This window comes from Chloracidobacterium validum (assembly GCF_018304825.1).
GTDB classification, from domain to species: domain Bacteria; phylum Acidobacteriota; class Blastocatellia; order Chloracidobacteriales; family Chloracidobacteriaceae; genus Chloracidobacterium; species Chloracidobacterium validum.
In genome coordinates this window covers 308,282-334,778 of record NZ_CP072648.1, presented here as the reverse complement: position 1 = coordinate 334,778, position 26,497 = coordinate 308,282, and the positions used below count along the sequence as shown (strand labels likewise).

At 59.8% G+C, this 26,497-nt stretch carries 19 protein-coding genes; 12 read left to right on the top strand and 7 right to left on the bottom strand.

The genetic code is table 11. The features are described from left to right. The 5 genes from mrdA (at nucleotide 1) to J8C06_RS01345 (ending at nucleotide 9,160) form a co-directional block, all read left to right on the top strand. Nucleotides 1–1,923 carry a penicillin-binding protein 2 gene (gene mrdA / locus J8C06_RS01365; protein ID WP_211429013.1) on the top strand — a complete coding sequence of 641 codons (1,923 nt, stop codon included), beginning with the start codon at nucleotides 1–3 and terminating at the stop codon, nucleotides 1,921–1,923. A 47-nt stretch (nucleotides 1,924–1,970) separates the two neighbouring features. After that, nucleotides 1,971–3,116, top strand: coding sequence for a rod shape-determining protein RodA (rodA, locus tag J8C06_RS01360; protein WP_211429012.1), 1,146 nt, complete (start codon nucleotides 1,971–1,973; stop codon nucleotides 3,114–3,116). A 382-nt stretch (nucleotides 3,117–3,498) separates the two neighbouring features. After that, nucleotides 3,499–6,597 (top strand): Rne/Rng family ribonuclease, encoded by a 3,099-nt coding sequence (locus J8C06_RS01355; protein WP_211429011.1) that lies wholly within the window; start codon nucleotides 3,499–3,501, stop codon nucleotides 6,595–6,597. Nucleotides 6,598–6,700: 103 nt separating this feature from the next. Further along, the gene (locus J8C06_RS01350) at nucleotides 6,701–7,681 is read left to right on the top strand and encodes a deoxyhypusine synthase family protein (RefSeq protein ID WP_211429010.1); all 981 of its coding nucleotides are present in this window, start codon (nucleotides 6,701–6,703) and stop codon (nucleotides 7,679–7,681) included. Between the two features lie 141 nt (nucleotides 7,682–7,822). Further along, the gene (locus tag J8C06_RS01345) at nucleotides 7,823–9,160 is read left to right on the top strand and encodes a nitrogenase component 1 (protein ID WP_211429009.1); all 1,338 of its coding nucleotides are present in this window, start codon (nucleotides 7,823–7,825) and stop codon (nucleotides 9,158–9,160) included. Between the two features lie 41 nt (nucleotides 9,161–9,201). Here the strand turns inward: J8C06_RS01345 and J8C06_RS01340 are convergent, their stop codons facing one another. From J8C06_RS01340 to J8C06_RS01330, 3 genes are read right to left on the bottom strand one after another with little or no spacing between them, the layout of a single operon-like run. After that, nucleotides 9,202–9,495: a hypothetical protein gene (locus J8C06_RS01340; protein WP_211429008.1), complete on the bottom strand. Its 294-nt coding sequence runs from the start codon at nucleotides 9,493–9,495 to the stop codon at nucleotides 9,202–9,204. Then, nucleotides 9,476–10,363, bottom strand: a complete 888-nt coding sequence (locus tag J8C06_RS01335; RefSeq protein ID WP_211429007.1) for an MbnB/TglH/ChrH family RiPP precursor modification enzyme — start codon at nucleotides 10,361–10,363, stop codon at nucleotides 9,476–9,478. Before J8C06_RS01335 ends, J8C06_RS01340 begins: the two co-directional genes overlap by 20 nt. A 40-nt stretch (nucleotides 10,364–10,403) precedes the next feature. After that, a complete protein-coding gene (locus J8C06_RS01330) occupies nucleotides 10,404–11,438 on the bottom strand; it encodes a TIGR04222 domain-containing membrane protein (RefSeq protein WP_211429006.1) in 1,035 nt (344 codons plus the stop codon). 328 nt (nucleotides 11,439–11,766) lie between these two features. Between J8C06_RS01330 and lon the strand changes: the two genes are divergently transcribed. Next, complete coding sequence (gene lon / locus J8C06_RS01325; protein WP_246602055.1) at nucleotides 11,767–14,175, top strand: endopeptidase La; 2,409 nt, start codon at nucleotides 11,767–11,769, stop codon at nucleotides 14,173–14,175. Between the two features lie 183 nt (nucleotides 14,176–14,358). Beyond that, entirely contained in the window at nucleotides 14,359–15,027 is a 669-nt protein-coding gene (locus J8C06_RS01320; protein WP_211429005.1) for a TlpA family protein disulfide reductase, read from the top strand. A gap of 84 nt (nucleotides 15,028–15,111) precedes the next feature. Here the strand turns inward: J8C06_RS01320 and J8C06_RS01315 are convergent, their stop codons facing one another. Beyond that, complete coding sequence (locus tag J8C06_RS01315) at nucleotides 15,112–17,214, bottom strand: elongation factor G (protein ID WP_211429004.1); 2,103 nt, start codon at nucleotides 17,212–17,214, stop codon at nucleotides 15,112–15,114. Nucleotides 17,215–17,498: 284 nt separating this feature from the next. On the opposite strand from J8C06_RS01315, the gene J8C06_RS01310 reads away from it, so the two are divergent. Continuing rightward, nucleotides 17,499–18,830 carry a hypothetical protein gene (locus J8C06_RS01310; protein WP_211429003.1) on the top strand — a complete coding sequence of 444 codons (1,332 nt, stop codon included), beginning with the start codon at nucleotides 17,499–17,501 and terminating at the stop codon, nucleotides 18,828–18,830. Between the two features lie 86 nt (nucleotides 18,831–18,916). Here J8C06_RS01310 and J8C06_RS01305 read toward each other — a convergent pair whose 3' ends face one another. After that, a complete protein-coding gene (locus J8C06_RS01305) occupies nucleotides 18,917–19,609 on the bottom strand; it encodes a transposase (RefSeq protein ID WP_211429002.1) in 693 nt (230 codons plus the stop codon). Between J8C06_RS01305 and J8C06_RS01300 the strand changes: the two genes are divergently transcribed. Beyond that, nucleotides 19,590–20,168, top strand: coding sequence for a hypothetical protein (locus J8C06_RS01300; protein WP_211429001.1), 579 nt, complete (start codon nucleotides 19,590–19,592; stop codon nucleotides 20,166–20,168). The two genes, J8C06_RS01305 and J8C06_RS01300, sit on opposite strands and share 20 nt — an antisense overlap. A gap of 526 nt (nucleotides 20,169–20,694) precedes the next feature. Beyond that, nucleotides 20,695–22,782 carry an anaerobic ribonucleoside-triphosphate reductase gene (gene nrdD, locus J8C06_RS01295; RefSeq protein WP_211429000.1) on the top strand — a complete coding sequence of 696 codons (2,088 nt, stop codon included), beginning with the start codon at nucleotides 20,695–20,697 and terminating at the stop codon, nucleotides 22,780–22,782. Between the two features lie 30 nt (nucleotides 22,783–22,812). Here nrdD and J8C06_RS01290 read toward each other — a convergent pair whose 3' ends face one another. Together J8C06_RS01290 and J8C06_RS01285 are read right to left on the bottom strand one after the other, a co-directional pair. Next, the gene (locus J8C06_RS01290) at nucleotides 22,813–23,565 is read right to left on the bottom strand and encodes an anti-sigma factor family protein (protein WP_211428999.1); all 753 of its coding nucleotides are present in this window, start codon (nucleotides 23,563–23,565) and stop codon (nucleotides 22,813–22,815) included. 10 nt (nucleotides 23,566–23,575) lie between these two features. Further along, a complete protein-coding gene (locus J8C06_RS01285) occupies nucleotides 23,576–24,304 on the bottom strand; it encodes an RNA polymerase sigma factor (protein ID WP_211428998.1) in 729 nt (242 codons plus the stop codon). 224 nt (nucleotides 24,305–24,528) lie between these two features. On the opposite strand from J8C06_RS01285, the gene J8C06_RS01280 reads away from it, so the two are divergent. Together J8C06_RS01280 and J8C06_RS01275 are read left to right on the top strand one after the other, a co-directional pair. After that, on the top strand, nucleotides 24,529–24,729 hold the full coding sequence (locus tag J8C06_RS01280) for a hypothetical protein (protein ID WP_211428997.1): 201 nt from the start codon (nucleotides 24,529–24,531) through the stop codon (nucleotides 24,727–24,729). 218 nt (nucleotides 24,730–24,947) lie between these two features. After that, complete coding sequence (locus J8C06_RS01275; RefSeq protein ID WP_211428996.1) at nucleotides 24,948–26,453, top strand: leucyl aminopeptidase; 1,506 nt, start codon at nucleotides 24,948–24,950, stop codon at nucleotides 26,451–26,453. Nucleotides 26,454–26,497: the final 44 nt, after the last annotated feature.

Sequence of the window (26,497 nt, the reverse complement as noted above, 5' to 3'; positions counted from 1 at the left end):
ATGACGCCACGCTTTCCCGCTCCTGGTCCACCGTCATCCTTCAATCCGCGGCTCCGGTTGCTGGCACTACAGGCCGGCGTGGCCCTGGCTTTTGCGGTGTTAGCCCTGCGCCTGTGGAGCATGCAGGTTGTCCATCACGAAAGTTATGTCAAGCAAGCCGAAAACAACCGCGAGCGCAAAATTCCCATCGTTGCGCCACGCGGTAACATCCTCGATCGCGACGGGAACGTGCTGGTGGATAGTCGCCCCACGTTCAGCCTTATGGTGAACCGCGAAGATATTCAGGATGAAGCCGAAACGCTGCGCATCTTGACTGAAGAGTTTGGCGTCGCGCCAGACTATGCCCGCCAGCAACTGCGGTCACCGGCTGCCAGGACTCGCCCGGTTGAAGTCAAGTCCAATATCAGCGACGCGGACCGCGCCAAAGTTGCCGTGCTGGACTACGAGCACCCAGAACTGCTTGTTGAGCTACGCCCGCAGCGCAAGTATCCGCATGGCGAATTGGCCTGTCACATCTTGGGTTACGTTACTGAAGTCAGCGAGTCGCAGCTCAAACGGCCCGAGTTTGAATACTGCCGCCCTGGCGACAAAGTTGGGCAAGCTGGTCTGGAGCGAACCTATAACCGTATTTTGATGGGGCGGGACGGCTACCGCCGGATCATCGTGGATAGCCGCGGGCGGTTCGTCCGCGAAATTGAAACCGTGCCGCCGGTGCCAGGACAGGACATTGTCACCACCCTCGACCTGGACTTGCAGCGGGTTGCCGAAGCCCGGCTCAAGGCATTGAAGTTGGATGGGACGATTGCCGTTATGGACCCACGCAACGGCGAAATGCTGGCGCTGGCTTCGATGCCTGGTTACGATCCCAATCTCTTTGCGGCCGGCATTTCCCGGTCTGATTATGCGCGTTACGCCAACGACAAGCACAAACCACTGCGTAATCGCGCGATTCAGGACATTTACCCGCCTGGCTCCACCTGGAAAATCATTATGTCGGTAGCCGCCATGCGGGCCGGCGTTCTCAAACCGACGGACCGCTTCCTCTGTGGTGGAGGCATCAATGTTGGCGGCCGGCATGTCCGCTGCATGGGTAGCCACGGATCGCCCCCGCTCTCCTATGCCATCACCAAGTCCTGTGATGGGTGGTTTTACCGGCTTGGTATCAAACTTGGTCTAGACAACCTCCGCACCTACGCATCGGAGCTAGGCGCGGGCGAGTACACCGGGATTGACCTTCCGAATGAGTTCAAGGGTTATATTCCCAGCCTCGAACTCAAAGCCGCAACCGTACGGCGAACCATGCCCAATGCCACACCGGCTCAGTATCGGTGGACTGACGCTGATTCGGTTTATGCTTCCATCGGGCAGGCCATGGTGCGGCCGACCCCCTTGCAGATGCTCCGGTCGGTAGCTGGCATCGCCATGCGGGGGGAGTTTCAAACCCCACATTTTTTACGTGAAGCACGCCCAACGCATGACCTTCCGCGCGTCACATTTGAACGGCGGGTCAAGCGTATCGAGCTGCCGGACGAGTATTGGGATGCCGTTATCGAAGGCATGTGGGGCGCGGTCAATGCCGGGGGGACGGCAGCCAGTTCAGCCATCCGCGACCCGGAGACCGGCTTTGAGATGTGCGGAAAAACCGGCACGGCGCAAGTCGTGAGCAAGCTCAAGGCCTCGAAGCTCGAAGAGCGTGACCACTCGTGGTTTGTCGGATTTGGCCCGCGCCAGCACCCTGAAATCGCCGCCATCTCGCTGGTGGAACATGGCGGTTTCGGAGCCAAAGCGTCGGCGCCGAATGTGCGCGCCGTCTTTGAAGCCTGGCTCAGAAAGAAAAAAGGGCTGCCGGTGACAGTTGAGTCGCCAGGGGCGGAAGCGCCAAAGCCTTCCCATCCGGCGCGGCGACCAACAACCGGTGACTAGTTTGGAACGTAGCAGACTTGGTCGAGACAGGCACGTAAGGAGACAATATGCAGGAGCGTCCGTGGCGTGACTTTGACTGGCCCCTTCTGGCGGCTCTGACGCTCTTGTGCGTGGCGAGCATCGTGGCGCTTTACAGCACCAATGCCGCGCCGGGGGGCGCCACGGAATGGCATCAGAAGTTTTGGGTCAAGCAACTAGCCTGGTGTGGCATTGGTTACGTGGCTTTCTTTTGGGTGGCGCGCCTGAACTTCCAGCGCGTTTTCGATGCGGCGCCCTATGTGTATGGCGTGACGATTCTTCTGCTCATTGCGGTCTTGATCGTTGGCGTCAAGATCAATGGCCAGCGGTGCTGGATTCGCCTCGGTCCGCTCGGCACGCTTCAGCCATCCGAGTTTGCCAAGCTGGCCACCATCTTGCTGGCGGCACGGATATTGCGGCCGATTGGCGCCGATGGCCTGACTTGGCGGCAACTTGCGCTGCTGGCCGCGGTCGTCCTGTTGCCAGTTGGGCTGATCCTCCGGCAACCAGACGCCGGAACCGCGCTGACTTTCTTTCCACCCATCGCCGTGCTGATCTTTCTGAGCGGACTTTCCTGGCGGTGGGTAACGGCTTCCGCCATCGTCGGCCTCGTGCTCGGGCCACTCCTGTTTGTGTTCGTGATCGAGCCGCGCCTGAAGCAGTACCAGCGGGATCGCATCAACGTCACCTGGAACGCGATTTTTTATCCAGAGCGATTACAGGATCGTCAAACACGTGAAGGCTTTGGCTATCAAACATTACAGTCCATGATTGCCGTCGGATCAGGCGGCATCTTGGGGAAGGGATTTCGGGGAGGAACGCAGAGTCAAGGCGGATTTGTACCGGAACACCACTCGGACTTCATCGCTTCGGTCATCGCCGAAGAGTTTGGACTGGTGGGTTCTCTGAGCGTCCTTGCGTTGCTTCTTTTCATCATATTACACTCTGCAAACGTTGCGGGACGTTCACGAGAACGGTTTTCAATGCTTGTTCTAGCCGGCTATATGGCTCTCCTGGCATTTCACGTCATCATCAACTTTGGCATGGTGGTTGGGCTTGTCCCGATTATGGGTATTCCGTTGCCGCTGTTGAGCGCCGGTGGTTCATCGCTGCTGATGACGTTCGTAAGCTTGGGCCTAGTTGCAAACGTGCACGGAAGGCGCTTCTCAAATTGAAACGCGATACCCCCAGACTGGATAACTGGACACACCAGGGTTGGCTCTAGCCTCCAACCATCTTGCAGACGCCAAGGATATGGCGCGCGGTGAACTGGGCTACCCCGGTTGCCTTGTCGGCGCTCCCAACGATAATGACCGACTTGGTTTTTGGCGCTTCTGGTTGCGTTCTGGCGCTTGTCACATGGGTTGATCGGTTCTCGTTGCTATCCGCAATACATATCCGCAGCCGCTCGGTATGGACTGTCCCAGGCTTGACAAGGGGCTGGTTGCCGGCGTCAGCCGTAAGCGATCCGGCCTGCAGGGCGATTGCCCTACCCGTCAGCTTTGCGCCGGGTCATCCACCGGTCGTATCGGAAAAACTTGAGGAATAGCTCCGAACATGAACAAAGAAATGATCATTAGCGTCAACGCCTATGAAAAGCGCGTTGCGATCCTGGAAGACGGCGTCGTTGTCGAGTTTTACGTCGAGCGCGCCGATGAATCAAAAGCCGTCGTTGGCAATATCTATAAGGGAAAAGTTCGCAAGGTTCTGCCGGGCATGCAGTCGGCTTTTGTGGATATTGGCCTGGAGCGAGACGCTTTTCTCTACGTTGGCGACTTCTTCGAGGAAACCGAGGAAGACCTGGATACGGCCGAAAGCGTGGCGCGGCCGCGACCTGAACGAAGTGAGCGCGCCGAGCGACCGATTGAACCGCCGCGACGCGAATCAGGGCGCGAGCCGGATGGAAAACGTACTGGACGGGAACGCCGCCCTGAGCCATCCGTCGTCGAGCGTCCGGTTGCGCTCGACCCCACCGATACGGTAACGGCTGACGCGGAGCGGGAATCTGACACGGTAACGACCGCACTGCCCACGCCATACACTGCCAGCGACGTTGAAAGCGACATTGAATCAGTCGGCGAAGAGCGCGCAGAACCTGTGACAGAATCGGCGATAGCAACACCGCTGCTGATGTCCCTCTTGGAACAGGGTGGGGAATCTAAGTTTGAGCGAGTTAGCGATGACTGGGAAGACGCCCCGGCCAGTCAAGACGCGCCGCGCGTTCCTGAACATCAGCGCCTTCCTGAACATCAGCGAGAAACCCCGGCGGATAGCCATACGTCCGCAACCGACGATAGTCTCGAAATCGAGCGCGATGCGTTAGGTGAAGAGTCCGAACCAGCACCGGCGCGCGACCGGCGCCGCGGACGACGGAAAGAAGTCATCGGTGAGGAAAAGAAAAAACCTTCGCGCCGCCGTGGCAAGAAAACGGACGAAGACGTTGCTTTGTTGTCCGCCACAGATGAGCCATCGGCGTCTCCGTCAGCGGCCGACGCCCACTTCGAGCGGGTGCTCGATGAAGATTATGGCGAAGAAGCGGGTGACTTTCTCAAGGATGCCCTCATCCAGCAAAAAATCATCGCCCAGACTCGCATTGACGAAATTGCCACGAAACCAGAGGCGCCAGCGCCCATTCCGCCTGTCACCGACGTGGATGACACCCCAGCGGTTGAACCCCTGACGCTTGGCTATGAGCGGATTGCGGATGACCAACCGGACGACCTGGCCTCTGATGAGGTGGTTGAAGCCGTGCCCCATCCTCCGGCGGAGGCAGCCGTGGGCACGCCCGTCGAAGATGTGGATGGGTTGACGGAAACCAGCGACGCCGAGCCGGTCGAGACTGAAAGCAGTGCAACGCCCAAGCCTGAACACAAAGAACCTGAACACGAAGAAAACGCCAACCAGAGGTCAGAACCTGAAAGCGCCGATGAAGTCGTGGCAGCATCCACGGACGACGACCCACTCCCCGATACCGCGCAACTTCAGGTTCGTCCACCGCAGGCCGAGTTTCCTCCGCGACGTGGTCGTCGCAGTCGCCGCCGGGGTGGACGCAACGCCAACGCATCTGGTGATGAAGCTTCCGACACAGATGACCGCAGTGACAGCCCCGACGATGAGACACCGGAAAGGGTGGCTCTGGAGTCGGATGTAGCGACGGAAGCCGACACGGGCGGCGCGGTCGAGAACGTCCGTGACGTGGTCGCCAGCGAGGAGCCGGCGATAGTCGTGCGTGAGATTTCGGTCAATCCAGAGTCACTCGCGCTCATCGAGACCCCAACGACGCCAGACCCACGCCCTGAATCCCGAACGCCAGCGCCGCGGGACGGACGCCCGGCCGCACGGCACGGGCGGGAAGAGCGCCGCGATGAACCACGCCGCGATGAACCACGCAAGGAGGAACGCCGTGATCTCGACGTACCCCGTCGGCAGCCGGTCATTACCGAGTTGCTCCGCGAGGGACAAGAAATCATCGTCCAGATTGCCAAAGAACCCATCGGACTCAAGGGCGCGCGCATCACTTCGTATGTGTCACTACCAGGGCGATACCTCGTCTATCTTCCGACCATCAGTCACATTGGCGTATCGCGCAAGATTTCAACCGAACAGGAACGGTTGCGGCTCAAGCGGACACTCACCATGCTCCGGGAGCGCGAAGGGATTACGGGCGGGTTCATCGTCCGCACTGCTTGCGAAGGACGTTCGGAGCAAGACCTGTGCGACGACATGCTCTATCTGGCGCGAACCTGGCGTGACATCCGCCGTCGCGCCGATCAGGCTCGTTCGGGAACGGTTCTTTGTCGTGAGCTTGACTTGGTGCAGCGCCTGCTGCGCGACCACATGTCGAGTGACTTTTCAGTCATTCGCGTGGACGATGCAGCCGAATACGCCAACATCGTGGAGTTTATCAACCGCTTCCAGCCCAAGCTCGTTGATCGGGTTCGGCTCTACACACGGAGTCGTCCGATTTTCGAGGAATACAACATCCAGCCTGAAATCGAGGCGGCACTCAAGCCACGGGTCTGGCTGCGGTCAGGCGGCTTTATCGTGATCAACCAGACGGAAGCGCTGGTGGCAATTGATGTCAACACGGGCAAGTTTGTCGGCAAATCCAACCGGTTGGAAGACACGATCACCCGCACCAACCTCGAAGCCGCGGCGGAGATTGTCCGGCAAATCCGGTTACGGGACCTGGGCGGCATCATCGTCCTGGACTTCATTGACATGGAAGACCGCCGCAATCGCCAAAAGGTGATGCAGGTTCTCGAACAAGCCATGAAATCTGACCGGTCGCCCTCGAAGATTACGGCCTTCAATGACTTTGGACTGGTGGCCATCACGCGCAAACGGGTTCGCCAGAGCCTCGAACGCATTCTCAGTGAACCCTGCCACTACTGTGGCGGCAGCGGTATGATCAAGTCCACGCAAACCATGTGCTATGAAATTCTGTCGGATGCCAAGCACCTGGCCAAAGAGAAAGCGGCATCCGGGCAAGTGGTCAGCGAGGTGACATTGCGGGTAAGCCCACAGGTGGCGGAAGCCCTACGTGGGACGGAGCAGCGCGTGTTACGGGAAATCGAGATGAATTTCGGAACTCCCGTCACCCTGCATAGCGATCCCAACATTCACCAGGAGCGTTTTGATTTCGCGTTTATCTAGATTTCGCGCGTAGTGAGTCATTGCCCCCGTCACGGCGGGCAACCACGCCGCCCACCGCAGCCAGTCCCGCGGTGGGCGTGGCGATGGCAGGGGAGGGTTCTACATGCAGACACAGCAACCAATCACGACGTTCATCAAACATCATTTTCGGCACTTCAACGCCGCGGCACTGGTCGAGGCGGCCGAGGCCTACTGCCGTCACCTCGAGGCTGGCGGGAAAATGCTGGTGACGCTGGCGGGGGCGATGAGCACGGCGGAACTGGGATTGTCGTTGGCTGAAATGATTCGGCAGGACAAGGTTCACGCCATTTCGTGCACCGGCGCCAACCTGGAGGAAGATGTCTTCAATCTCGTCGCGCACAACTTCTACGAACGCATCCCGCACTACCGCGATCTGACGCCACAGGACGAACAAGCGCTGCTGGAGCGGCACCTCAATCGCGTGACCGACACCTGTATTCCCGAAGGCGAAGCCATGCGGCGAATCGAGTCATTCATACTTGAAGAGTGGATGGCCTGCGACGCGCGCGGCGAACGCCTGTTTCCGCATGAGTTTTTCTGGCGCATTCTCGACAACCCCAGACTGCAAGCCAACTATCAGATTGACCCCAAGCACAGTTGGCTGCTGGCGGCCAAGGCCAAGAAGCTACCGATGTTCGTGCCGGGCTGGGAAGACTCGACCCTGGGCAATATGTACGCCGGACACTGCATCAGCGGCGATGTCAAGCACGTCCATACAGTCCGGACGGGCATTGAGTACATGATTGAACTCGCCAACTGGTACACCGAAACCAGCGCGGCGGCTTCAATCGGCTTCTTCCAGATTGGCGGCGGCATCGCCGGTGACTTTCCTATTTGCGTCGTTCCGATGTTGCACCAGGACCTACGCCGCGAAAATGTGCCGGTCTGGGGCTATTTCTGCCAGATCAGCGACTCAACGACTTCGTATGGCTCCTACTCCGGGGCGGTTCCCAACGAGAAAATCACCTGGGGTAAGCTGGGGGTTGAAACACCGAAGTTTATCGTTGAGTCGGACGCTTCGATTGTCGCGCCATTGATGTTTGCCTACATCCTGGGCTGGTAAGCCGGTGGACAGCCCTTGGCGCGAGCTTCGGCAAAACGCCAAAAGTCACCCTTCGCTTGGCGTGGATGGCGCTGTAGGTTGGAAGAGAGGTCGCCGGTGGCGCCCCACAGACTTGCTCACCGTCCCCGCCATGTGAAGCGGATGCAACTCAACGTTCTTCAGCGTATCAACGCCTGTAGCTCCAAGCACGCCCCACTTTCGATGTGTCAGGCTTTTGGTAGCCTGCGTGTCATGATGCGCGTCGAGGGGATTGTTCCCATTTTGGTCGGCAACGCCGGCTGCGTCTATGGACTCGACTTCGTGTCACACTTTTATGCGGCGCGAAAGTCAGTGCTCACGCCGGTTTACACTGCCGCCGATCTCACCAACGGCCGAATTGAAGATCGGACGCGCGCTGCCGTTGCCGAAACCATTGCCCAATTCAACCCCCGGATCATCGCGCTCATCACCCTGTGCAATGAAGAAACCGTCGGGTTGGCCATTGATGCCATTGCCAAGGACTATGCCGCGCGCGCCAAGGATGACCCGACGTTTCCGTTGGTGGTGCCCATGCATGTCCCCGGTTATGGCGTCAAATCGCATGCCGAAGCCAAGGACATTGCAACCTCGCAGCTTTTGAAGTGCTTGGTGGAACGGGATGGGCTGCCGCCGCGGCAAACCGACACAGCTTCGACCATTGGAGAAGTGTTTCCGGCGGATCCGCTTTATCTGGAGCAACTGCTGGCCAAGCTTGGGGTTCGGCTGGTGGCCCATATTCCGGCGCGCACGATTGGTGATTTTCGCAAGGTGCTCAGTGTCGGCGTCAACGTGACGCTCCATCCGTTTTACACCAAAACTTGTGCGCTGTTGGCAAAATATAAGATTCCCTCCATGGGTTGCACACCGGTCGGTGTAGAAGGCACGCGCACTTGGATTGAACGCATTGGCAAGGCGTTTAACATCCGGCCGAGTCTGATCGAAGAACTCGCCGAACGCGAATCCCAGGCCGTGGCAGAGGTCTTTGCCCGAACGCCGGTCCGGGGACGGATCATTGTCGCCGGTTATGAAGGGAGCGAACTCATGGTCGCGCGCTTGCTCATTGAAGCCGGTGCCGAAGTCCCCTATGTCTCGACCAACATCGGGCAAACGCCCTTCACGAAGGAAGATGAAGCCTGGCTGGAAGCGCGGGGGACGACCATTGTCTTTCGCAAAACGTTCGATCAAGACGTGATTGCCGTGGATGAACTCAAGCCTGACCTGGTGCTGGGCACCACGGCGCTGGCCGCCCATGCCAAGGAGCGCGGTATCCCAAGCATGTACTTCACCAACATTTTTGCTTCGCGGCCGCTGTTTTTGTCACAGGGTGCACAAACGATCACGGAATTGGTCAATCAGGCGATTGGGCGCCGGTCGGCCTATCAGCGTTTGACCGACTTCTTCGCGGATGTGCCCACAGACCCGGCAGCGGCGTTCAGCCCTGAAGCCATCCTTGTGGAGTAAGCCTTTCTGAGTGGAGCGCGTCAAGCTGTGGCTTCCGGTGGTCAAGCGCGACCTTTGTAGTGCCGCGCGGCTGCCCACCGGTCGCGCCACCAGCGCCGCAGCCGCGTCCGCCAACCCTGCTGGCGCTGGTGCTCTGCCTTGTAATCCAATTTTTTGGCGAAGACGCGCGCGGCAAGTTCGAGGCCGGTCAAGTCAATGGTGGCCACCGCCGCGCACTCCTGCGCCGAGAGACCAAAGGCCTTGGCTACCGTTTCAGGCGCCGCCAGGAACTCCTCACGGAAGGAAGCATCGGCATACAGGCGGGCTAAGAAAGCTTCAAATTGTGGCGACGACATCGGGTTTAGCCAATTGTGCCGCGCGTCCGTGAGCCAGGGCAGCGCGGGCGGCATCCAGTTCGGCAAGGAGTTCGTCAAACGCTGGGTAGTCGCCGTCCCGCTCCAGAATCACGACCAGCGGTTGCCGGGCGCGACGCGCAACTTCGGTCAGCAAATCAAACACAGGCGGCGGTGTGGCATGCCGATGATCGTCCAGCCGCCGCCGTCCTGGAAAGCGCGTGGCCTGAACCCACTTGCCGCCGGCAATGTGTATGCACCCCACCCGCTCAAGCGGCAGGTTGGCAATGACGTCATACGGGTCAAAGTCACAGTTACACCCATTGGTGTAGAGGTTGTGCAAATCCAGCAGGAGATCGTTTTCGGTTGCGGCCAAGACACCGCGCAACCATGTGGCTTCATCCAGCGTACTGCCGGGCGGCTCAAACAGGGTGGATACGTTCTCGACTAGTGGCGCACTACCTACAATGGTTCGCGTCGTTGCCAGATTGCGGGCTGTTCCTTCGATGGTCGCCGCCGTCCGTGGCGGAGCGGCCAGATGACCGATTTCGACGCCACCGCCACGGACAAAGGCCAAGTGTTCCGACCAAAACCACGGTTCGACATCCTCGATGAGCCGCGCCATGTGATCGAGTCGAACCACATCCACCGGAACGGTTGAAGCCAAACCCAATGACACGCCGTGCAGTACCAGCGGCACTTGTCGCCCAAGCAGACGCAGGGCCTGGCGGTCGCGCTGAGGCGCATCGAAGTAGTCGTCGGCGATGACTTCCACAACGTCTATGCGGTCGAGGTTGGCCAGGATGTCGGCCGCGAGCAGCGCGCGCCATCCAAGACCAACCCGGTCGGTTACAGGCGCCATCGGTCGCATGAACTATCTCCCATCACGGCTAGGCGTCGGTTGGCTGAGGTTAGCTGCACCCACCACAGCCCCCTCCGCAACCACCGCCATCGCCGCCGCCACCGTCACCACCGCAGCTACTACCGCAGGAGCTACCGCAGGAAGAGCCAGAGGATGCCTGCCGGAAGGTTTCTCTCACGTCGGGAAATGCCTCGGCCGGCATGGCGCTCAAGCCATAGACGCCGGCCACCAACGCAAGCTGCGCCGCCGCGCCGCGGGTTTTGAGCGCCGTGGACTGTTGCCGCAAGCCTTCATAGAGCGAAGCCAACGACTCCAGAACGTAGTCGCCAAGGCGCGTCCGATAGTCGCCGATAAACGCAGCCGCCCAGAAGAAAGCCGCCAGGAAAATGACTATCGTGAAGCCGATAGTGTAACGCCCGGCAAGCAGCGCGACCACAATCTTGGTCAGCCCAACCACGGCGATGAAACACCACGCAAAGCACACACGCCACGTGCGGCGCGTTTCCTGCGCTTCAGTCGGGAGGAAGCCTCTGTTGACGAGGTCTTCCTTGTAGAGATCATCCACCCGCGCTTTGAGTCCGTCCTTTTGAAACATCTCTTCTGAGGGACGTGGTACGGTGAAAAAGTCCAACACGGCGCGCTCAATAGGGAACTCGAACTGCTTCGGGTCACAGTCAGGTGCCTTGACAAGTTCGGTCACGCTGCCATTCTGGTCACGGATAACCACCAGCGCCTGGCGCTCGATCAGCAGGGCCGCCGCCACCCGTAAGGCTTCATTCGCCCGCCCGCGCAGATAGGCCAGACGGTATGGGTCGGATGTATCAAGCTTTGGCAGGTCCTCGACCGGTTCTGACACGTACCGCAAGAAGTACAGTGTTCCAATCACGCCGAGACAGGATAGCAAGTAGCCCCAGAGAAAGTCCGTCTTGGGCAACTTGATGATGACGTAGGTGAAGCACCCCAGTAGCACCAGCCACGCCGTGCCGAGGAGCCACGCTACCCACTGGTTGGGCTGCTGTGCGGAAGGTTGGTTTGCAGGCTGAGATGGATAGGCTTTTGATGGGTTCACTAAGTAAGTACTCATAGGTGTATCTCCCGTGTGTCTCCAGGCGCGAAGCCTAGTGGCGTGGAAGGATGGGGACGCCGGGGCAGCGTAGTCACAGATAGAGGAACGGCAACTCGGTTGTTTCTCATCTTACAACCGAAGTACGCAGCCGATGTGACATCATTGTTTAATGACTGAATGTGTCCACACCAAGCTTCGCGTCTCCGACTGGAGGGCGCTTAGAGCGAAAACCCTAGCCGGAAAACCAGGTGATACACTTTCACATCCTGGGTAAAACACGATACTTTTACTTGCTCTGGCCGGTGCAGGAGCAACGACTATGGTATCAAAAATTCTAGGCGCCAATTTGGCAACACCAATCACACAGGAGCTATCCAGCGATCTCCCGCTAACCGGCGAGGGGACACTAGAAATTCCCGATAAGCTGCCACTTCTCCCACTGCGCGACATTGTCATTTTTCCGTTCATCATCGTGCCGCTTTTCGTGCAGCGCGAGAAGTCACAACGGGCCGTCGAAAGCGTGTTGCCAAACCAAAGGCTGATCGTGCTCGCCACCCAGCGTGACCCAAATCATGAAGACCCGACGGACGCCGATTTACATCGGGTTGGCACGATTGCGGCCGTTATGCGGTTGCTCAAGATGGGCGATGGGCGGGTGCGTGTCCTGGTTCAGGGATTAGCTCGCGCCGCCCTTGTGAACGTGACCGACGAGGCGGGCTACTTGCAGGCGGAAGTCCACCCGATTGTGGAAACACCCGTCGAGATGAGCCTTGAAGTCGAGGCGCTCATCCGCGCGGTCAAAGGACTGCTTGAGCGCATCGTCACGCTCGGCAAGCAAATCTCGGCGGAGGTCCTCGCCATTGCGGCCTCGCTCGACGACCCAGGGCGCTTGGCTGACTTGTGTGCGTCCAACCTCGAAGCCAAAATTGACGACGCCCAAGCCATTCTCGAAGAAACCGATCCGGTTGCGCGTTTGCGACGTGTTCATGACCTCATGGCGCGGGAAGTTGGGGTCCTGACGGTTCAGCAGGAAATCAGTAGCCAGGCCAAGGGCGAGATGGACCGCTCCCAGCGGGAGTTTTACCTGCGGCAGCAGCTCAAGGCCATCCAGCAAGAGCTGGGGGAAATTTCCGATCTGGGCGACGAAGTTGCCAGCTATCAGGAAAAAATTGCGGAAGGTCAGCTCCCGGCCCGCGCCCGCGAAGAAGCCGTACGGCAGCTCAAGCGGCTTGAACGTCTCCACCCAGACGCGGCCGAGGCCGGGCTATTGCGTACCTACCTCGATACGCTACTGGCGCTTCCGTGGGGTATCAGCTCGGAAGACCACATTGACCTGTCACAAGTCAAAGCAGTCCTCGATGCCGACCACCACGGCCTTGAAACCGTCAAGGAGCGTATTCTCGAAGCCTTGGCCGTGCGTCGCCTCAAGCCGGATGCCAAGGGGCTTCTGCTTTGTTTAGTTGGACCACCGGGCGTCGGCAAGACCTCGCTCGGGCGCTCGGTCGCCAGAGCGATTGGACGGAAATTCGTCCATATTTCGCTTGGCGGCGTCCATGATGAAGCTGAAATTCGCGGGCATCGCCGAACCTACGTGGGCGCGATGCCGGGCCGCATCATCATGGGGCTGCAACAGGCCGGGGCCAACAACCCGCTGATGCTGCTCGATGAGGTGGACAAGCTCGGTCACGATTTTCGCGGCGATCCCGCGTCAGCCTTGCTGGAGGTGCTTGACCCCGAACAAAACCACGCCTTTCGGGACAACTACCTTGGCGTGCCGTTCGACTTGTCAAAAGTGATGTTCATGCTGACGGCCAATGTCACGGACACCATTCAACCGGCGCTCCGCGACCGGCTCGAAATCGTTCGACTGCCGGGCTACACCCAGGAAGAAAAGCTCGCCATTGCCCGTCGCCATCTGGTCAAAAAGCAAATGGCCGAAACTGGGCTTACCAGCCAGCACATCAATCTGACCAACAGCGCCCTGCGCCGGCTCATCGCCCAGTACACCCGCGAGGCAGGCGTCCGCCAACTCGAGCGCGAGATTGGCAAAGTCTGCCGCAAAGTCGCCCGGCGCGTCGCCGAGGGAGAAACCCAAAAGATGGTCATTACGGCGACGACATTGCCCGATTACCTGGGTATTCCCAAGTTCACGATGGATGCCATTTTGGACCAGGATCGAATTGGCGTTGCGGCCGGCCTCGCCTGGACCAGCGTGGGCGGTGACGTTATGCACGTTGAATCGCTGCTGCTGCGCGGAAAAGGCAGCCTGCTCCTCACCGGCAAGCTTGGAGACGTGATGAAGGAGTCCGCCCACGCGGCGCTATCGTATGCCAAGTCGCGCGCCCGCGAGCTGGGCATCGAACCCGATGTCTTCTCCCAGCACGACCTGCACATTCACATTCCCGAAGGCGCGATTCCCAAGGATGGACCATCCGCCGGAATCACGCTCGCAACGGCCATGGTCTCGGCGCTGGCCCGCCGTCCAGTCAAGCGCGCGGTGGCCATGACCGGTGAAATTACCTTACGCGGCGATGTGCTGCCGGTCGGCGGCATTCGTGAAAAAGTCCTTGCCGCGCGCCGTGCCGGGATCAAGGTCATCATCCTTCCGGTCAAGAACCGGCCGGATGTCGAAGACATTGCGGCCGACCTGATCAAAGGCTTGAAGTTTGTGTACGTCCGCGAGGTGAGTGAAGTCCTGGCTACGGCGCTCGGCAAACCAGCAAAGCATGCACCTGCCAAAAACGGCAAATCGTAGGGACTCGAAATGACCCATTTCACTTGCAAGCTTACGGGCGAGACCAGTACGCCCGTGGCTTAGGCTCGAAGAGCGCCGGCTGCCAGCTCTAACTTCAACCGCGCAACCCCATCTGCTATGGTGCGCGCCCGATGTTTTCGCTTCGGCAACCCACAATAGCTACTTGCTGACAGAGGTTTCACTATGCGCAGCCGACTTTACGTGGTCATCCTCGTCTGGCTCATCACGCTGGGCTGGACGAACGTCCTTGCCGGGCATCGCTCTGCGGTTTCAGACGGTCATGAATATGCACCGCTCCAATCCGTCAAGCTCAACTACAAAGACTGGACCTACCCGGCGCTCGACGGCGAACCGATCAACTTGCGAACATGGGCCAGGGATAAAAAGCTTGTTTTGGTTGTGTATTTTGCGCCGTGGTGCGGCAATTGGCGCTACGAATCCGAGGTACTGACGCGCTTGCACGCCAAGTATCATCACCATGGGCTGGGCATTATCGCGGTCAATGAATATGGCTCTACGGCCGAAACCAAAGCCTTCTTTGGCGAAGCCGGCCCGCCCTATCCGGTGGTGATCGAATCCGAAGACCGCAGCAAGGTTGGCGACACACCCCATGCGCTGTATCGCCGGATGACCGGCGACTTTCGGACGTATGGCTCACCCTACAACGTTTTTCTTGAGCCATCTGGCCTGACGGCCAGCGGGGATGTGCTGGCCGAACGGGTCACGGTTGCCAATGGCGAACTGATTGAAGCCGAAGCTGAAGCCTTCATTCGCAACAAGCTCGGACTCCCTGCCCTGACGCCAAACCCGACCGAAGCCCCGCTCCACGCAACAAAACCGCCCCGCCCATAGGGCGACCGGCGCATCTCGGCCGTGTCGGCAAAAAATTGGACGGCGCATGGCGCCGTCCAATCACCCGCTAGTAAAGCCGGTCGGTCAAACTTCTTCCAGGGCCTTCACGCGCCCAGAAGCCTGCGCTTCGGCAACGACCCGCTGCACGACCTGGGATGGCGCTTCGTCGTAATGGGCAAAACGCATGGTGTAGCTCCCGCGTCCACTCGTCAGTGAGTTGAGCGCCGTGGCGTAACTCAGCATTTCGCCAAGCGGGACGTGCGCCTCGATGACCTGCTTGTTTCCCTTGGCCGTGATGCCCAGAATCCGGCCGCGCCGGGTTGAAAGGTCGCTCATGGCATCGCCGGCCATCTCGTTTGGGACGCTGACGACGGCGTGCATGATCGGCTCGAGCAACACCAGTTTGACTTTTTCCATGGCTGCCCGAAAGGCCTTGCGACCGGCCAGCTTGAACGAAAGCTCATCCGAGTCAACGGTATGGTAGGAACCATCCACCAGCTCAACCTGAAAATCCACGACCGGGTAGCCGGCCAGTGCGCCGTGTTCGGCCGCTTCCACGATTCCCTTTTCGACGGCCGGACGAAACTGCTGCGGAATGACGCCCCCAACGATCTTGTCCACGAACTTGAATCCAGCGCCATGTGGTAGCGCCTCGAACACACACTTGCAGTCACCGAATTGACCGCGTCCGCCCGTCTGTTTCTTGTGACGCGCGTGGACTTCCGCCCGTCCCTTGAAGGTTTCCAGATAAGGCACTTTCGGAGCATGCAAGGCGACTTCCACGCCATAACGCACCTTGAGCCGCTCGACGGTCAGTTCAATGTGCTGCTGGTTGACGCCGGAAAGGATGAATTCCTTGGTCTGGTGGTCGCGCGCGTAGCGCAGTGTCCCATCTTGTTCAATGAGTCGAAGGATTGCCCCAGAAAGTCGGTCTTCGTCAGCGCGTGACTTCGGCTCGATGGCAAAGGCAATAGCCGGTTCGGGAAGACTCACCGGCGCGAAACGAACCGGCGCGGTTTTGTCACACAGCGTGTCGCCGGTGTGCGTATCCTTGAGCTTGGTCAACGCAATGATGTCGCCGGCATGGGCTTCGGCAATTTTATCGAGTTGGCGGCCCTGTGGCGCATGGAGCGCGGCCAGTTTTTCCAATGTGCCGCGTCCACCATTGGCCACGAGCGTGTCCGGGCGCACCACGCCCGAAACGACCTTGCACAGCGAGATGCGGTTGAACTGCTCGTCCAGCGTCTTGAAGACATAACCGGCGAACGGTTCATCATCCGTGACATGACGCGGAGATACTAGGTCGGCATCCAGTGGCGACGTTCCCAGCCAACCGCCGACATGCGCCGGGTCTGGGGCAAGGTCCACGAGCGCATCCAGCAACTGGGCAACCCCGATGTTGAGCGTCGCCGAGCCAAGGAAAACCGGTGTCAGCGCTTGCGCCTGAATAGCGGCCGGCAGCGCCGCCAACAACTGCTCGTCGGTCAGCGTGCCTTGCTCAAAGAAGGCTTCGAGCAACTGGTCATTCGTTTCGGCGACCCGTTCGATGAGCACTTCCCGCGCTTTGGCGACGGCATCCCGCAGGGTGGCTGGGACATCCGCCTCGACAAAGGCGCCACTGCCATCCGTTTGGTAAAGAAATGCGCGCTGATGCACGACATCCACAACCCCGCGAAACTGCTTCTCGGTTCCGATTGGAAGCTGGAACAGGGTTGGGCGCAGGTCACATTGCTCGGCCAGTGCCTGCAAGCTGGTGTCAATATCGGTTTGTTCTTTATCGAGCTTGTTGATGAAAACAAAGCACGGCAGGTTGAACTCGGCAGCGTACTGGCAAACCGTCTCTGTGCCGATCTCAACGCCGTTGTGGGCATCTAGGACGATCAGTGCCGTCTCGGCAGCGCGCAGCGCAAGACGACTATCTGGGAGGAAAGCCGTTGCTCCAGGCGTATCAAGCAAGTTGAGCTTATGGTTGCGCCAGACCCCGTGGGCGACGCTGCTATGCGTTGAAAGTTGGTGGGCAATCGCCACTTCGTCAAAATCCGTTATGGTTGTGCCATCGGCGACTTTGCCAAGTCGAGGCGTCGCGCCCGTGGTGTAGAGCAAGGCGGCCACCAGTGAGGTCTTGCCGGCGTGTCCATGGCCGACAAGCGCGACGTTGCGTAGGTGAGGTGTGGCGAAAACGTTCATGCCGCAAAACTCCTTTCCAGTCTGAAGCGGTTGGAAGTGGAGTGCGCCAATCATCCGCGCGTCAGGGCGGACATGACGCACTACTGGAATCGAGCGATGGCCACGGCATACCGCCCGATTGGGCTGGGCGGTGAAAAGCGTAGGTATTAAAACGTACTTTGTACGGCCAACCTGCGCAAAAAAACTTTTTCCGGCCACCCTGCGAGCTTCCCGCAATGTTTGCATGGCGTTTTCACGCAGGTGCGATTATCGTCTGGCGAGTTTTTTCAGGGGGCTGTTGCGTCATGGTCAAGTCGTCGGGGTTTGCGCTCCAGTGGTTTCGGTGGTCTTTGGTCGTTTGCCTGCTCTTGACGCCGGTCGGGATGACACCTGCCCAGCGCCGCTCCTTGCCCCCCAAGGTGGCCGCGGCCCTGGCCGAAACGAACACGATCCTGCGCGATGTTTCGCGCTTGCGGGAGTTGCCCATCAAGCGCCCGGTCAAATCGGGCTATCGCTCGCGCAAGGAAGTTGAAAAGGTCGTCATCCAGGATTTCGAGTCGTCGCAAACCCCTGAAGAATTTGCTGCGCAAAACAAAATGCTCGTCGCCTTGGGGCTGATTCCGCGCGACTACAAGCTTCGCGAGGAAATGATTCGCCTGTTGACCGAACAAATCGCCGGTTTTTACCAGCCTAAGACGGGTGAATTTGTTTTGACTGAAAGTCTTGTGAGCGATGACCCCGATAACCAGCGCATCGCTATTGCGCACGAACTAACCCATGCGCTGCAGGACCAGCACTTTGATCTGCGCCGCTTCGAGAAACCAACCAAGGGCAACAGCGACCGTGACCTGGCGATTCGGGCGCTGATTGAAGGGGATGCGACGGTGGCGATGTTGGCTTACGCCTTCGACGGTCGTATGGACATCCGCAAACTGCCCATCTCCATTGGCACGCTGCTTGAAAATTTCGGTGCTATGAGCGACGACCCTAAACAATCACCGGCGCTGGCGGCCGCGCCCAAGGCACTCAAGCAGTCGCTGCTCTTTCCCTATGCTGGCGGAGCGGACTTCGTTCAAGCCGTGCTACGCCGGGGCGGCTGGCTGCGCGTTTCACAGACGTTTACCGACCTGCCAGAAAGCACCGAGCAAGTGCTGCATCCCGAAAAGTATTTTGCTCAGGAACATCCCCTACCTGTGACGATACCGGATTTGGGCGCCGAACTTGGCGCAGACTGGCGTTTTGTGACGGACGACGTCCAAGGAGAGTTTGGCTATCGGTTGATCCTGGGTGAATTCCTTGACGAAAAGCAGGCGAAACGCGCCGCGCAGGGGTGGGGTGGCGACCGCTCGGCGCTTTATGAGCACCGCAAAACGGGTGACTTATGCCTGATCCAAGTGACCCGCTGGGATGCGCCAGCCTACAGCCAGGCGTTTTTCGATGCGTACGTGGCACGAACCATGCGCCGTTTCCCAAGCCACGCCCTTGCGCAGCCGGAACCCGGGATCATGGTTGGCGACGGCGTGCGGATTGAACGACGCGGCGTGGATGTGTTGATTCTAGAAGGATTGCCGCCGACGGCTGACGGTCAAGCCATTATCAACCGCTTGACGACCAACGGGGGTTCAACCCCCCGTTAGATTCACAGCGCCAATTGCGCCCGCTTATCCCATCAACCGCCTGGTGACTTGTATCGTCGGCCAAGTGCCGATAATCAAATGCAGCGTCAAGTGTCCTGCAAGTCAGACAGGGTCACAAGTGGGTTATCGCGGTCGTGGAGCCAGCGCGCGGGGTTCGTCACGATGTATTGACGGATGTGGTGCCGCGCGTTAGCGGTGCGGATGATACGTTCGTAGTAGTTGCGTTGCCAGACCGGCGCGCCGGGCATTCCACGCAAAGCATTGATGCGTTTGGTTGTGGCCGATTTGAATGCGCGGACGATGGCACCAATCGAACCAGGATTGACCCGTGGACGCGCGGCATCCGCGGTATTCGTGGTGTCCACGGTATCCGCGGTATTCGTGCCATCCACGGCATCCGCGGTATTCGTGCCATCCATGGCACCCGCGGTATTTGTGGCGTCCACGGTATCCGCGGTATTTGTGCCATCCACGGCACCCGCGGTATTCGTGGCGTCCACGGTATCCGCGGTATTCGTGACACCCGCGGTATCCACGGTATTCGTGCCATCCACGGCACCCGCGGTATTCGTGGCGTCCACGGTATCCGCGGTATTCGTGACACCCGCGGTATCCACGGTATTCGTGCCATCCACGGCACCCGCGGTATTCGTGGCGTCCACGGTATCCGCGGTATTCGTGCCATCCACGGCACCCGCGGTATTCGTGACACCCGCGGTATCCACGGTATTCGTGCCATCCACGGCACCCGCGGTATTCGTGACACCCGCGGTATCCACGGTATCCACGGTATTTGTAGGGGCGCAGCGCCGCTGCGCCCCTACCGACGACCCCACCGACGACCCCGCCGACGACCCCACCGACGACCCCACCGACGACCCCACCGACGACCCCGCCGACGACCCCGCCGACGACCCCACCGACGACCCCGCCGACGACCCCACCGGCGACCCCGCCGACGACCCTACCGACGACCCCACCGACGACCCCACCGACAACCCTACCGACGACCCCGCCGACGACCCCGCCGACGACCCCACCGACGACCCCGCCGACGACCCCACCGACGACCCCACCGACGACCCCACCGACGACCCCACCGGCGACCCCGCCGACGACCCCGCCGACGACCCCGCCGACGACCCCGCCGACGACCCCACCGACGACCCCGCCGAAGACCCCGCCGACGACCCCACCGACAACCCTACCGACGACCCCGCCGACGACCCCACCGACGACCCCACCGGCGACCCCGCCGACGACCCTACCGACGACCCGACGCCATCATCACCACCGTTGCCACGACCACCCACGATCTCGATCACCCCGTGTATGTGATTGGGCATGACCACGAATTCCCTTTCGTCCAATCGCACGTACCCGCGCACTTCGGCGGTTTTGAACCACTCATCACGCACAACTTCGCCAAAGGCGTTCAACCGCATGGCCCCATTCACCACCTCGCCAAAAAGACACGCCCGGTCCAACGTGCACAGCGTGACGAAATACAGCCCAGGCCGGGTGTAATCGTACCCCTTCAGACGAATAGAACGGCGATGGTGGCGATGCGGATCGTAGGCCACAATTGTGTCACCGGATAAACCAAAGGCATCATGAAGTTTGGCTGGCACAATCTTACTAGTCTGCGGGTAGAACAACCAGCCGCTACCCAGGCCCGGTTCAGAACCAGCTCACAGGCTTCAGTTTTTTGAGACAAGTGGTCTAATGTGCTAGGATTATCAAAGTTTTAGCCTAGCTGTCGGCGAGCCGGCCACAGGCTTTGCTCCCATCACCATTTGGCAAGGTTTCAGGATGTCGCAGTCTTTCCCAGCAGCATGTTATCTGCCAGGCTAGAGAGGGGCGCATGAATGAAACGTCGCCCATTGGACCACTTACTGAACCGCTTCCGGCAACAGACACAGAGATTGTTGTTCGGCGCTCGGACGACAGTATCGTTGGGTTTGACGCGCGGCGCATTGTGGAGTCACTGCGCCTGGAGACCGGGCTACGACCCGAACTTGCCCAGCGCATTGCGCAAGACATTGAAGCCATTGTCCGGCAATCGGCACTGCGCCGCGTGACATCGTCGCTGCTGCGGACACTCATTGACGCCAAGCTCATCGAGTACGGTCTTGACGCCGAGTATCGCGCCCATTCCCGCCTTGGGCTGCCGATTACCGACATTGACCGGATCATCAAACAAGCCAATCAGCGGACGACACCGTTGCCACTGACACCAGAGGGCACCGGACTCGAAATTGCGGCAGCTATCAAGCGCGAATACGCTCTCTTGGCGGTCTTTTCGGCGCCGGTCGCCGAGGCCCACCTCGTTGGTGACATTTTTATTCAAGACCTGGGCGCGATTGACCGTCCATACGCAATCGTCCAGTCGCCGGATGTCGTCAAGCGTCACGGCTTCACCCTGCCGAATCGGTTCGCCGCGTCGCGTCCGGCACGGCATCCCGAAGTCCTCGTTGCCCACTTGGTCAAGTCCTCGGCCGCGCTCCAGGGTTATGTCAACGGTGCGGTCGAGTGGGACGCCGTCAACTTCAGCCTTGCGCCTTATCTGGACGGACTTGGGGAGCGCGAACTCCTGCAAGTTGCTGAGGCATTGATGTTCGAGTTGTCGGCCACGGCGGTTGGGCGTGGTGGCAACTTGCCGACCTGCGTCATTCACCTCGACTGGCAAGTGCCGCCGTACCTTGCCGAGCGCCCGGCCATTGGGCCCGGTGGTAACTTCACTGGGCGGACCTACCAAGACTATCGGTCGGTTGCCCGGCGCTTTCTCTGGGCGCTGTTTGCCGCCTACCGCGACGGGGATGGACAAAAGCTACCGTTTTCTGGCATTCGCCTGGTGCTCCACGCAACGCCCCAAGACGCCGACCCCGAATGGCAGACGCTGGTCGTCAAGGCCTGTCGGGCATCGCTTGAACGGGGCAATGTTTGGTTTGCCTTCGACCACACGCCAGACCGGGCGTTTCTCAGTCGGTTTGGGTTGCCTTACGCGGCCAGCTTTGCCGAGGCAGCAACCGATGAATGGTGCGCGGCGGCGTTCCAGGCCGTCGCCATCAACCTTCCACGCGCCGCCCACCGTGCAGCTCCAGGGAAGGTAGTCGAAGTGTTTGAAGAACTGACGCGGCTGATGGACATTGCCGCACAGTCACACCTCGAAAAACGGGTGTTTCTGGAAAAGTTACTGGCGCGCGGCGAAGATGGCCCGCTGGCACTGCTGGCAGCACGGCGCGGCGGACGCCCTTTTTTGAAACTGAGCCGGACAACGCACCGCGTGTGCCCGGTGGGACTCAATGACCTGACGCAAGCCGTCACCGGACACCAACTTCATGAATCGTCGGTTGCCCGTGACTTTGGAGCGCGGGTGATTGCACACCTCGCCGCCGAGGCCACGCGCCTGTCGTCGCGCCACAAAACGCATTTCGTTCTGGCTGAATCCCATGCCGAAGGCATGACGGAACGCTTTGCCCACATGGACGCCCGTTTTTTTCCCCGAACTGCTGCCGATGGTTATCCGCTCGATGATGCATATCCCGTTGAAAACTACGTCAACGGGGCCAAACTCTCGCCGGCGGCCGATCTCAGTCCATGGCAGCGCGCCCAGTGGGAAGGTGAAGTGCAGCAGGGCAGTTTGCTCAACGCCACCACGGATGTCTGGTTGGGCGACGCACTGCCGACGCCGGAACAACTTGCCACATTGGTGGACAAGGTCCGGTTCAACGGCCTGACCACCGGGCTGATGGCATCGCCAGAATTCACGGCCTGTAGCGTCTGCGGTCACGTCGCCGTGGGCAGTGCGCGGGCGTGCGCGGCCTGCGGCGCTCCGCAAGTCGAGACCCTGGCGATGCTGACCAATCGCTACAGTCGCGTTTCGGGCTGGTCAACCGCCGCCCAGTCCGAACGACACCGGCGCGTGCGCGTCACCGGCCATTCGCTCTGACGCCGCATTCGCTGGCAGCGCCCGGCATCGTTATTCGTCACCCTCGGCCTCGGCGCTCGGAAACGTACTCACCAAGTCGAGCAGGTCAGGACTTGTCCGCCGCTCGCTCTCCTGTATCCAGGCCGCGACTTGCAATCGCTGCTCACGGTTGAGCTGACCAATGAGGCGCAACAGTTCAGCGCGTTGCTGCTTGAGGCGTGCATCCAGTACGGTTTTCAGCCGGGCGTCCACTTCAGCATCTCGCCGGGAGGACTGCTCGGCGACTGACTCCGCAACCACTTGCGCGGCAATGCGCCGGAACGCGGCTTCGTCCAGGCTGGATGGTGGGGCAGCAGCCGTCCGTTGTGCCTCAACGGTAGGTATCGCCACGTCCGCAGCTCCGGTCGGCAACACCTCAGACCTGCCAAACCAACCGGTCGCCACGGTAACCCCCTGTGCGCCAATGGTCACCCGTACGTTGACCAGCGAACACACGACGAGCATCGCCGCTGCGCCAGCCGCCAGCCGGCTCCAGCGCGGGAGCGTTGCCCAAAACTCGCGCCAGGCCTGCCACGGCGATGGCGCAAGCGTCAGTTGAAGCCGTGGGGCAATAGCATCCATTTCCCAGCTCTGGAGCGCTGTCCGCACGGCTTGAAAACCTTCCAGTTCAGCGCGACACGTCGCGCAGGTCTGGAGGTGGCGCTCGATGTCAGCACGCTCAGCCGGTGACGCCTCGCCATAGAGATACGCCATTAAGTCCGGGCCGCGGTCGCAAGCGGCCGATGACGAATGGTTCGTCGGCATAACTTCCTCCTTACCGAGACGGACGCGCCAAGCCAAGCCCTTCCAAACGCCGCCGTAAGATATTGAGTCCGGTGTAAAGCCGCGTCTTGACCGTGCTGACCGGAAGGCCCAACACGTCGGCAATTTCATGAAACTTCAGCCCCTCGTATTCCTTCATGACGATGACCTGTCGCATCTCCGGCGGAAGCGCAGCCAGCGCCCGCCGAACCAGTTGTGCCCGCTCGTCATGCAGGAGTCGCTCATCCACGGACGCGGACGCATCAAGTGGGTCAAAGCCGCGCGCCTCAGCCTGCTCTTCCAAAGAAAGTTGTTCGGCCGGCTGCCGGCGCTGCCGGGAATGACAAGCATTGAGCGCAATCCGGTAGAGCCAGGATGAAAACTTAGCCTCGCCGCGAAATGATTTCAGGTGACGAAAGGCTGCCAGAAACGTCTCCTGGCACACATCACGCGCGTCTTCGTCTGAGCCGACTAGGCGATACGCCAGGCTAAAAATCGGACGCTCCCAGCGCCGAACCAGCATCTCAAAGGCATGGTTTTCACCGCCTAGTGTCCGTTCAACCAATTCTAGGTCAGAGGCTTCCACCACAGGTTGGTCTTCTCCCGGCCAGCTACGTTGGTCAGTCATCGCGTGCGCGTCAGTCTCTAACGCACGGCATAGGACGCCGGCACCGGCCAAAAAGTCGGTTTTTTCAAACCTAACGGTGGCGATGTCACGGTATCGCTGGGGCAATTTGGTCATTTCGGACCAAAGCGCCTCACCAGCTTGCCCCATCCAGTTTTGGTCAAAAGTTGCAAAGCTCCCGCTCATGGAGAGCAACTAGCTTTTTTTCAAGAATTTAGGAGACTGACTAACGATCTCGAAAGCCCTGGCACGCAGGTTGCACCCATAGGTGCTCAGGTAAGTGTTCATCACCAATGAACGCTTTTACCTGAACCCCATTCCAGACGAAGGACTCTAGGACGATGAAGAAAGTTGCACTTTCGCTGTTCGTTGCGCTCGTCATGGGCGTAACCACCTTTGGCGTCATCGAGACGGCTTATGCTCAGGAGCAACCAGCCGCCAACAGTGGGACTGGCACGAAGACTATGAAGAAGAAACGTCGTCGTCGCAAAAAGAAAGCTGAGACTCCTCCAAGCGGCGCGGTGATGACCAGCCAGTTCTAATCAACGGCGTATCCTACGCAGAGAAAAATGATATGGGAGCTTCGGCTCCCATATTTGTTTTTGCGCCACGATTGCGGCGCAAGTGTTTGGCGCAAGTGTTTGTAGAAGGCAATCCTCACAGAACATGGTTTTTTTCTCAGACGTTGCCAAGTACTATAACGAACTCATCCTGTGGTCAGCTTCAGGCATTCCACACGCCAAGGAGTCTCTTGTACGGCATGAACTTTGAAACTTGGACGCGCGATCCGCGCACAGTGTCCGCCGATGCATTGGCTGTATTCGTTTTTGAAGAGGATTCCCTTACCAGCCCAGCCCTATCACCGTTTGACGAGGCGCTCCCGGACTTGCTATCCAGCGTATTTGGCACGGAAATACGTGGCAAAGTGGGTGAAGTCGCGGTCATCCATACCCCGAACGGACTTTCAGCGAAACGCCTCATCCTGATCGGGGCTGGGCCATCCGCCCAGTTCAATGCGCGCGCCCTGCGCCAGCGCAGTGCCCAGGCGGCACGGGTCACCGTCAAGAAAGGGTTGACGACGTTGGCCATTGCGCTTCGTGGTGAGCTTGAACCAGCGGTGGCCGCGGCGGCGGCGGCGGATGGCATCTTGACCGGACTGTACGACCCGGCGCTTTATCGCAAGCCAAAAGATGACGTGAAAACCATCGAAACCGTTACCTTGTGCATTGCTCCGTCCGATGAAGCGGCGGTTCGGCCGGGCATTGACCGGGGCGTGATCCTGGGTGAAGCGGTCAATTTCGCCCGCACCCTCGCCCAAGAACCAAGTAACAAGCTCACGCCACTCGAAATGGCGCGCCGCGCGCAAGCCATGGCCGAGCGCGAAGGTCTGACGTGCAGCGTCTTCGGACGCGACCAACTGACGGAGCTTGGCATGGGCGCACTCTTGGCAGTCGGACAGGGCAGCGCCCAAGAACCTCAGCTCATTCGACTCAGCTACCGTCCGGCCGCGGAAGCCGCGCCGGGTGACATCCGGCTTGCCTTGGTCGGCAAGGGCATTACCTTTGACACCGGTGGCATTTGCATCAAGCCACGCGATGCGATGTGGGAAATGAAATACGACATGTCCGGCGGCGCGGCGGTAATCGGTGCCATGCAGGCCATTGCCCGACTCAAGCCGCCGATTGCTGTGGATGGCTACGTCGCGGCGGCTGAAAACATGCCATCGGCCACATCGTACAAACCAGGCGACGTGCTCCATGCCTACAGCGGCAAAACCATTGAAGTCATTGACACCGACGCCGAAGGCCGCCTCGTGTTGTGCGATGCCCTGGCTTACGCGCGCAAGGATGGGGGTGCAACGCATATCGTTGACTTGGCCACGCTCACCGGCGCGGTCATGGTGGCGCTCGGTCAGGAACGGGCCGGACTGATGGGCACCGAGCCAGCCTTTATTGAAAGCGTTGCGCAAGCCGCCAGCGCTGCCGGCGAGAAAGTTTGGCAGTTGCCACTGGATGAAGAGTATGGCGAACTGATGAAGAGCGATATTGCCGACATCAAAAATCTGGGCAATCGCTATGCCGGCTCCATCACGGCTGCCTGGTTTCTGCGTGAATTCGTCGAGGATACGCCCTGGGTGCACCTAGATATTGCCGGAGTCGCCTGGCTGGACGGCGACAAAGCCGACCTAGCAAAAGGCCCAACTGGGTTTGGGGTGCGGACGATTGTGCAACTTGCCGAACAGATGGCGGTCGGCAAATCAGACTAAAATCGGTGCGCAAAACCTCAAGCCAGACCTTGCCTGGGGTGTGC